Annotated in this window: 10 protein-coding genes; 6 read left to right on the forward strand and 4 right to left on the reverse strand. The window is 67.1% G+C overall.

Annotated features, from left to right (window positions below):
* Positions 1-58: 58 nt before the first annotated feature.
* The gene (locus ACZ6QO_RS24910; protein WP_465854000.1) at positions 59-541 is read right to left on the reverse strand and encodes an Lrp/AsnC family transcriptional regulator; all 483 of its coding nucleotides are present in this window, start codon (positions 539-541) and stop codon (positions 59-61) included.
* A 102-nt stretch (positions 542-643) separates the two neighbouring features.
* On the opposite strand from ACZ6QO_RS24910, the gene hppD reads away from it, so the two are divergent.
* The 4 genes from hppD (at position 644) to ACZ6QO_RS24930 (ending at position 4,600) form a co-directional block, all read left to right on the forward strand.
* Positions 644-1,744 (forward strand): 4-hydroxyphenylpyruvate dioxygenase, encoded by a 1,101-nt coding sequence (gene hppD, locus ACZ6QO_RS24915; RefSeq protein ID WP_465854001.1) that lies wholly within the window; start codon positions 644-646, stop codon positions 1,742-1,744.
* Between the two features lie 141 nt (positions 1,745-1,885).
* Positions 1,886-2,572 carry an RDD family protein gene (locus tag ACZ6QO_RS24920; protein WP_465854002.1) on the forward strand — a complete coding sequence of 229 codons (687 nt, stop codon included), beginning with the start codon at positions 1,886-1,888 and terminating at the stop codon, positions 2,570-2,572.
* A gap of 32 nt (positions 2,573-2,604) precedes the next feature.
* Positions 2,605-4,041, forward strand: a complete 1,437-nt coding sequence (locus tag ACZ6QO_RS24925) for a M1 family metallopeptidase (RefSeq protein WP_465854003.1) — start codon at positions 2,605-2,607, stop codon at positions 4,039-4,041.
* Positions 4,042-4,144: 103 nt separating this feature from the next.
* Positions 4,145-4,600 (forward strand): DUF488 domain-containing protein, encoded by a 456-nt coding sequence (locus ACZ6QO_RS24930; RefSeq protein ID WP_465854004.1) that lies wholly within the window; start codon positions 4,145-4,147, stop codon positions 4,598-4,600.
* Here ACZ6QO_RS24930 and ACZ6QO_RS24935 read toward each other — a convergent pair.
* Both ACZ6QO_RS24935 and ACZ6QO_RS24940 read right to left on the reverse strand, forming a co-directional pair.
* The gene (locus ACZ6QO_RS24935; RefSeq protein WP_465854005.1) at positions 4,578-5,363 is read right to left on the reverse strand and encodes a hypothetical protein; all 786 of its coding nucleotides are present in this window, start codon (positions 5,361-5,363) and stop codon (positions 4,578-4,580) included. The genes ACZ6QO_RS24930 and ACZ6QO_RS24935 overlap by 23 nt on opposite strands.
* A gap of 336 nt (positions 5,364-5,699) precedes the next feature.
* Positions 5,700-6,446, reverse strand: coding sequence for an ATP-binding protein (locus ACZ6QO_RS24940; protein ID WP_465854006.1), 747 nt, complete (start codon positions 6,444-6,446; stop codon positions 5,700-5,702).
* Positions 6,447-7,161: 715 nt separating this feature from the next.
* Here ACZ6QO_RS24940 and ACZ6QO_RS24945 point away from each other — a divergent pair.
* Positions 7,162-8,010: a helix-turn-helix domain-containing protein gene (locus tag ACZ6QO_RS24945; RefSeq protein ID WP_465854007.1), complete on the forward strand. Its 849-nt coding sequence runs from the start codon at positions 7,162-7,164 to the stop codon at positions 8,008-8,010.
* A gap of 7 nt (positions 8,011-8,017) precedes the next feature.
* The gene (locus ACZ6QO_RS24950) at positions 8,018-8,218 is read left to right on the forward strand and encodes a DUF397 domain-containing protein (protein WP_465854008.1); all 201 of its coding nucleotides are present in this window, start codon (positions 8,018-8,020) and stop codon (positions 8,216-8,218) included.
* Between the two features lie 15 nt (positions 8,219-8,233).
* Here the strand turns inward: ACZ6QO_RS24950 and ACZ6QO_RS24955 are convergent.
* On the reverse strand, positions 8,234-8,940 hold a 707-nt coding region (locus tag ACZ6QO_RS24955), incomplete at its 5' end, for a hypothetical protein (RefSeq protein WP_465854009.1).

An 8,940-nucleotide genomic window follows, 5' to 3' on the forward strand; every position in this document is an offset into this window, starting at 1 on the left:
CTGGACGGCGCGTCGGGCCTCCCGCGGCCCGTGGCGCTCCCCGGCGGCCCAGCGGCCCTTAGCGGGCGCCGCGGTGGCGGGGAACGGCCGCGACCAGGGGCAGAACCCGGTAGGCGACCGGCGTGTCGAGCGCGATCACCGACGACGTGCGCACCACCCCTTCGACGTCCACGATCAGGTCGATGACCCGCTGCAGGTCGGCGTTACTGCGCGCGACCACACGACACAGCATGTCACCGCCGCCCGTGATCGTGTGGACCTCCAGCACTTCCGGTATGGAGGCGAGCAGGCCGGCCACCGGCTCATGGCCGCTGACCTGCCGGATCTGCAGGGTGACGAACGCGGTCACCTGATAGCCCAGCGCGGCGGGGTCGACGTCCGGCCCGAAGCCGGTGATCACGCCGCTCTCCGTCAGCCGGTCGAGCCTGGCCTGTACCGTGCCGCGCGCCACGCCGAGCCGGCGGGACGCCTCCAGGATGCCCACGCGCGGCTCGGCGGCGAGCAGCGCGATCAGCCGTGCGTCCAGATCGTCGATCGTCATGCTGTACAGGATTACCGGCGTTTCCCCGCCTCCGCTAGACAATCTGCCCACCCATTCGAGTAACACTTGCACATTCCAGCCATCTGGCTCGAAAGTGGCCCCATGAGCGATGTATTTCCCGTACACGGCATGGACTCGGTGGTGTTCGCCGTGGGCAACGCCAAGCAGGCGGCCCACTACTACTCGTCGGCCTTCGGGATGCGCCTGGTCGCCTACAAGGGACCCGAGACGGGAAGCCGCGACGAGGTGGCGTACGTGCTCACCTCCGGCAGCGCCCGCTTCGAACTGCGCGGCTCGGTGCGCCCCGGCACCGAGATCGCCCGCCACGTGGCCGCACACGGCGACGGCGTGATCGACCTGGCGCTGGACGTGCCCGACGTGGAGGCCGCCTACGCGCACGCGGTGGCCGCCGGCGCCCGGGGCCTGACCGAACCGCACGTCGTCGAGGACGAGCACGGCAAGGTCGTCATGGCGTCCATCGCGACCTACGGCGAGACCCGCCACACCCTGGTCGACCGCGCCAACTACAGCGGCGTGTACCTGCCCGGCTACGCCGCCGCCGCGCCGCTGGTGGAGCCGCCGGACAAGCGGTACTTCCAGGCGATCGACCACTGCGTCGGCAACGTCGAGCTCGGCAAGATGGACGAGTGGGTGGAGTTCTACAAGCGCGTCATGGGCTTCACCAACATGGCGGAGTTCATCGGCGACGACATCGCCACCGAGTACTCGGCGCTGATGTCCAAGGTCGTCGCGAACGGCACCCGCAAGGTGAAGTTCCCGCTGAACGAGCCGGCGATCAGCCGCAAGAAGTCGCAGATCGACGAGTACCTGGAGTTCTACGGCGGTCCGGGCGTCCAGCACATCGCGCTGGCCACCAACGACATCCTGCGCACCGTCGAGCGCATGCGCGCCGCCGGCGTCGAGTTCCTCGACACGCCCGACTCCTACTACGACGACCCGGCGCTGCGCGCGCGCATCGGCGACGTCCGCGCGCCGATCGAGGAGCTCAAGAAGCACCGCATCCTGGTGGACCGCGACGAGGACGGCTACCTGCTGCAGATCTTCACCAAGCCGGTGCAGGACCGGCCCACGGTGTTCTTCGAGTTCATCGAGCGGCACGGCTCCCTGGGCTTCGGCAAGGGCAACTTCAAGGCGCTGTTCGAGGCCATCGAGCGCGAGCAGGCCCGGCGCGGCAACCTCTGACCATCCCACGCGGCCCTGCACCCCTCCCGCACGGCCGCGGCCTTCCGAACGGCCGTGTCCCCCGCACGGCCGTGACCGGCGCCCGACCGGGACCACCCCCGGCCCGGTTTGGCGTCACCGCTTCCTGGCGATCAGTCACGCATGAGATCACCAGGAGGCGAGCCGCCGTACGGCGGTCCCCCGGACGAGCCACCCCCGCCGTCCGAGGGACCCTCGTACGGCGGCCCCCCGCACGAGCCGCACCGGCCACGCGACGAACCGCCGTACGGGCCGCAGGGCGGAGCGCCCTACGAACCGCCGTACGGGCCGCAGGGCGGATCACCCGGCGGGCCGCCGGGCGGGCGACCATACGGAGCCCGGCCCTGGGAGGGGTACGACCAGGACGGTCCGCCGTACGGCCCCTGGGGCGCCCCGCTCGGCGGGCGCTGGCGCAGGCTGTTCGCCGGCCTCCTGGACCTCCTGATCGTCGGCGTGCTGACCTCGCCGTTCTCCGCCACCGTCACCGAACGCGCGCCCGACGGCACCCTCGAAGCCGTGCACACCGTCAACGGCCTGGCCGTCGCGGTCGTCTGGTTCCTGTACTTCTGGGTGTTCACGGCCTTCTGGAACGGCCAGACGCCCGCCAAGAGGCTGCTGCGCCTGCGGGTCGTGCAGTTCCCAACCCAGGAACCGGTCACGACCGGTCAGGCGGCGGTCCGCGAAGCCGTCTACGGGATCTTCGGCGTGGTGTGCTGCCTGGGCCTGGTCGACCTGTTGTGGATTTTGTTCGACGGAAAAAAGCAGGCGCTGCACGACAAAGCCGCCTCAACCATCGTCGTAGATGCCTGATGACCTGCGGTTTTTCACGTAGGCTGCCTCACATGCAGTTCAAGGGTCCACGGCGGATGACCACCGCCCTGCTGTCGGTCACGGTCCTCGGCCTCAACGCCTGCGCGGCCTCCAACGGAGCCACCGCGCCGAGCGCGGCCCCGAACGCACCCCAGGCGCAGGGCAGCACGATCGGCGCGGCCGGCATCGGCGACCCCGACTTCCCCACCGACGGCAACGGCGGCTACGACGTCGAGCACTACGGGCTGAGGCTCGCCTACGACCCGGCGGCGAAGAACCTCTCGGGCACCGCCGACATCAGGGCCCGCGCCGCGCAAAATCTGTCCCGGTTCGACCTCGACCTGCATGGGTTCACCGTCCGCAAGGTCAGCGTGGACGACAAGCCCGCCAAGTTCAGCAGGCAGGGCGACGAGCTGATCATCGACCCGGCCGCCGCGCTCGCCAAGGGCACGGTGTTCAAGGTCAGCGTCGACTACGGCGGCCGGCCCGAGCCCGTCCGCAACTCCTCCAACCTCGGCACCTACGGCTTCATCCCCACCAAGGACGGCGCGTTCGTCACCAGCGAGCCCAACGGCGCCCGCACCTGGTTCCCCTGCAACGACCACCCGGCCGACAAGGCGACGTTCGACTTCGACGTCACGGTGCCGAGCGGCACCACGGTCGTCGCCAACGGCGAGCTGCGCGGCGCCCCGGTCACCTCCGGCGGCCGCTCGACGTTCTCCTGGCGCGAGGCGCACCCCATGGCGACCTACCTCGCGACGATCACGCTGGGCAAGTTCGACGTCAAGACCGGCCAGTCCCCCGGTGGCATCCCGGTGTACGCCGCCACCGACCCGGCGTTCCGCGACGAGCTCGGCTTCCTGTACACGACGTCGGCCAAGGTCACCGACTACTGGTCCACGGTGTTCGGGCCCTACCCGTTCTCCTCCACCGGCGGGGTGATCGACGACTTCTCCGCCGGCTACGCGCTGGAGAACCAGACCAAGCCGATGTACGGCGGCTTCCAGCCCGACCAGAGCATCATCGCCCACGAGCTCGCCCACCAGTGGTTCGGCGACAGCCTGAGCATCACCCGCTGGAAGGACCTCTGGCTCAACGAGGGCTTCGCCACCTACGCCGAATGGCTGTGGAGCGAGCACAACGGCGGCAAGAGCGCCCAGAAGACCTTCGAGGACTACTACTCGGCCAAGGACGCCCCGATGTGGAAATATCCCCCGGGCGCGGCCCAGCGCGACGACCTGTTCAACAACTCGGTCTACGTGCGCGGCGCGATGACCCTGCAGGCCCTGCGCCGCCAGATCGGCGACGACACCTTCTTCAAGCTCCTGCGCACCTGGACCGACCAGCACCGCTACGGCGGCGTCACCACCCCCGACTTCGTCAAACTCGCCGAGAACCTCAGCGGCAAATCCCTCGCCCCCCTCTTCGACGCCTGGCTCTACAAACCCTCCCGCCCCGCCCTCCAGTAAGCGGTCACACCTGCCCGTACCCGCCGCACCGCAGCGGCGGGCACCCAGGCGAAGGTCCGCACACGCCAGGCGCCCGAGGCGGCCATGTGGGAAGGTGGAGATCATGCCGCTGAAGCAACAAAGCGCACGAGCATTCGGTGTGGGCTACGAAGGCCGTGACATCGCGGAGTTCGTCGAACTGCTGCGTCGTGAGAACGTGACGCTTCTGGTCGACGTGCGGCTGAACCCCATATCCCGCAAGCGCGGGTTCAGCAAGACGGCCCTGGCCAGGACCCTCTCCGAAGCCGGCATCGCCTACGAACACATGCGTGAGCTGGGCAACCCCAAATCGAACAGGCCCGGTTTCAGCGGCTCGCCCGCGGAGTTGGTCGCCGCACGCGGCGTCTATTCGGCTCAACTCACGGGACCAGAAGCCGCAGAGTGCCTGAAGCGCATCGCCGAGGCCGGCCGCCGCCACGTGGTAGCGGTCATGTGCTTCGAAGCAGACCAGCACCGCTGCCACCGCGACCTCGTCCTGTCTGCCCTCAGCGAGCGCTTCACCTATCCCCTGTCCGCCTGACTCTGCCCGGATAGACGACGCCGAGCACGATGAAGCTCTGCGGATGCGCCTGCTGGTTGCCCACGTAGAAGATCGTGTCGCGCTCCGGCGCGCACATCATGTCCCAGAACTTCTCCCGGATCGCGTTCTCAATCACGTGATCGTCGCGCGTACGCACTCGACGTTGGAGTGCGACCAACTCCCAGTCATAGATCCCCTGTTGATGGGTCCTGCAGGCAGGAGACTGGCAGCGGTAGTGGTACCACGCCTTGAAACGGGGTGCTTGTAGCGCCACCCTAGGCGCCGAGTCGAAAAGCCCGAGCTGCTGAACATAGCGATCGATCTTTCTCTGCTCCTCAGTTGTCCAGCCAGGGTGCGGCTTGACGATCAGATCAAGGATTTCCTGAGGCCTGATGGCCGCAAGCGACCTGGCAGTGGGACGTTGACGGACGGCGGCGATGAGATCGCACATCGAACCCTCTACATAGTCGCCAAGGTAGGCCATCCGTCTCGGCCAGCCATCAAGGTGTGTCTCCACGACGAAGCTGTCGGCTCGTGGTCGCCAACTCTCGGCTCGTGGGTCGTTCGGGCTGGGCTTGGCCTCCAGCGTGACGACGTCGTATTTCCGGAACTTGAGGTTGCTATCGAGATCGCGATAGTTGATCGGATAAAGCCGGATCCAGCCAGGATTACCCGGATCAAGGCGCAGTGCCGCGACGCATACGGTCTCTCCATAAGTTTCCGAGGGATTGGGAGCGGCCTTGACTGTGATCAACAGTCGCATGCGCTGGTACTGAGCGCCAAGAGGCTTGGAAGGGACCGTCTCAAGATCTGGGCCGAACAGGGAGGGCTGCTCTACCAAGGGGGCTCTCCATTTGGGTGCGGATCCGGCCTACAAGGCTAGCTCTGCCGCATCAACCACACCCGAGATTTCACGGCTTACCCCACCCACGCGCTCACCGGTAATCCCCCGGCTATTTTCCTACTTACATAGCATGCATACCCCGCGCGGCGGGATTCGTCGCGGCTGAACCAGCGAAACGTGCAGCGAGAGGGCCTGCGGCCGTTCATGCTGGGACGGACGCGACGGCCGCGATCCGCCCGCCGGAGAACCAGCCGGTCACTTGGATTCTGTGAGTGGCATCGGCGGTTCCTCGTGCGATCGCAATGGTGCGGTGGACGAATCGCCGGAGGCAGAGCAGGTCTCCTGGATGGCGCGTCTCCAGCGGGCCCAGACGGTTTTGCCCGGGCCGTCGGTGAGTGGGGTGATGCCGTGGTCGTGGGCGAGGGCGGCGACGATGGCGAGGCCGCGGCCGTGGACGGCTTCCAGGCCGAGGTCGAGGTGACGGGGCCGCTCGGGACCGTGGTCGGTGACGCGGACGCAGAGTTCTCCGGCCGCCGCCCAAAGGGAGAGCCTGATCGGGGGTTCCCCGTAGTTCGCCGCGTTCGCCAGCAACTCATCGACGACCAGGACCACGTCGTCTACAAGATCACGGAGGTCCCAGGCGATGAGGGTCTCTTTGACGATGAGGCGGCTTCTGCCGACCATCGCCAGGTCATGGGGTAGGTCCCAGCAGACGGTACGAAGACCGTCCGGCATCTCCCGCATCGGGGCTCCTTGCCGTGGTTGTCGGGTGCGTACGGGCGGATGCGGCGTCCCGGCGGACCGGTCGGCCGCGAGCGGGGAGGCGGTGCCAGAAGGGCCGGGCCATGGTGTCCGCTCGGCCTCGCGCATGAGGTCGCGCAGTTCGTCGGCGACGCGCGCCTGCACGATCAAAGGTCCGGAAGCGGGCCAGGTGGCGATGGCGTAGAACCGTCGCGTGCCCACGCCGTACCAGATCGTCCATCCGGGCTCTATCTGGTCCAACTGGTGCGCGGTGGCCCGTTCGGCCAGATCCCACCGTCGCTGGAAGGTTTGGGCAGGCCGCGCTCCACGGCGATGCCGTCCACTCGGTCGCTCGTAGTGATCACGTCTGCTCACGCGGCCGCCTCATGCCGGTACGGCTCGCGCTCACCGGGCGAGAGCCGCGTGCCTGGCGGCCCTCCACGCCGATAAGGCATGGCACCTGCCGTCAGCGGCTCCGGCTTGCGTCTGTGCCGCCCGCCCGGCAGGACATCGGGCTCGGACGAGACACGGCAGGGCGTGGACCTCGGCGAAGGGCGCACCGGGACAGCCGCCGGCAACCGTTCCAGCCCCAGACGCCGCCTGGCGCTCATCCGCGCGCCGACCTGCGCGGCGGTGGGCTGCTCCCATTCATGGCGCGGCCGGTGCGCCAGGCTCTCGCTCTCATGTGCGTACGGCGGATGCCCACACCAACGGCACCCGAGCGGCATCGGCGGCCGCGCGGCCTCCCAACGCACCCGAATAACGCGCGCACTTCTATTAAGGTTTCGCATTAGGTCGCACCTCCGACGTGCGATCAAGGTCCTGCCAGGCGGTGCAACGCCTGGCAGGACCGACCTTCTCCCGCCCATATTGATGCGGGCGCCATTTTCACGCAATACCCAAATCAGAACATCTATATTTTTCCGTTGCATGTCGATTGAAGCGGATTAGGCGATCTGCGCAGAGGGGCGGAGCGATGGCGATACAGAGTCCGACAGTGAAACGACGGCAGCTATCCGCCACCCTTCGCCAGTTAAGAGAAGGGAGTGGACTTACATCCACAGAGGCCGCCAAGCGCCTCGAATGGACACCGAGCAAACTAACCAGAATCGAGCGCAACGAATGGAAATTGCCCAACGTCCACGACATCCGTCTCCTGCTCGACCTCTACGGCGTGACCGATCAGCACCGGCGGGAAGCCCTGCTCACGCTCGCCCGCGAGTCACGCCAACGAGGCTGGTGGGCTGACTACAAGGACGTCTTTCGCAGCAACCTGCCGGCCTTCGAGGCCGGTGCGTCAGTGATCCGCACGTACGAAGTCGCCCTCGTTCCCGGTTTGCTCCAAACGCCGGACTACACCGCTGCGGTCTTCCGGGGCGGCCAGGTACTCGACAAAGCTGTTGTGAGTCGCCACGTAGAAGCCAGGCTGGCCCGCCAAAAGATCCTTAGCCGTGAGGACGCGCCATCCCTTCTCGCGATCATCGATGAGGCCGCGCTCCTCAAGGCGATAGGCGGGAAAGAAGTGATGCGCGCCCAGCTTGACCATCTCATTGAGATGGCATCTTGGCCGAACATAACCATTCAGGTAATCCCGAACGCCGTCGGTGCGCACCCTGCGCTCACAGGTGGCCCCTTCGTCATCCTGGACTTCCCGAGCGACCCGAGCCTGGTCTACATGGCAACGGCCACAGACAGTCTCTGGCTGGAGAGACCCGAGGAGTATCAGCGGTATAGCCTCATATTTACCCATGTGTCGACGTCGGCGCTCTCTCCAGAGGAGTCGACCCAGCTCATAGCCGCATTGATGGACCAACACACGAGGTAGGCGAAACATGGACGAAGGCATGCTCGCCTGGCAGAAGAGCAGCTACAGCGGAACCGACGACAACTGCGTAGAGGTGGCGCGCCTTCCTTGTGACAGCATGGCCCTCCGCGACAGCAAGAACCCCGCCGGTCCGATGCTGAACTTCACCCCTGAGGAGTGGCACGCGTTCATCAGCGACACGAAGGCCGGCCGGTTCGGACGCGTCTAGGTCCAAGTGGACGATCTACGGATGTGACAGTGTTCGCGCTTCCTGAGTGGCGGTGTTCGCCTCGTCGAGTCGGCCGACGGCCGCCAGCCGGGCGGCGAGGTTGTTCAGGGCCGCGACCAGCGCCTGCCTCGCGGCGTCCGATCCCGAACTCGCCAGGACGCTGCGGCACAGCTGGGTGACGGCAGTCGCGAGGTTCACAGCTTCGTCGCCCGGGAGCATGTAGCCGGACATGTACATCAGGTTTCCGGCGATGTCGGCGCGGGCGGCGTCGGCGGCGTCACGAACCCGAGGCAGGATATGCAACGCCTCGATACCCAAGCCCGCTGCCTGTTCCGGATGTCCCGCCTGCTGGTGGCGCGCCGCCAGCACATGCAACGACCACGCGAACTGCTGCTGACGCTCCACCACCCCCGGATTGGCCTCAGCCAACTCCCGGAACACCTGAACACTCCCAACCGCGACCGCCACCGCCTCCTCCCCCGGCGCCAGATAACCACTCACATGCGTGAGATTGGCCGCCACATCAACACGCACCGCATCGCCAGCGTCACGAACCCGAGGCAGAATACGCAGCCCCTCGATACCCAGACCCGCCCCCTGCTCAGGATGCCCCGCCTGCTGATGACGCGCCGCCAGCACATGCAACGACCACGCGAACTGCTGCTGACGCTCCACCACCCCCGGATTGGCCTCAGCCAACTCCCGGAACACCTGAACACTCC

This window comes from Sphaerisporangium sp. NPDC049457, assembly GCF_055586705.1.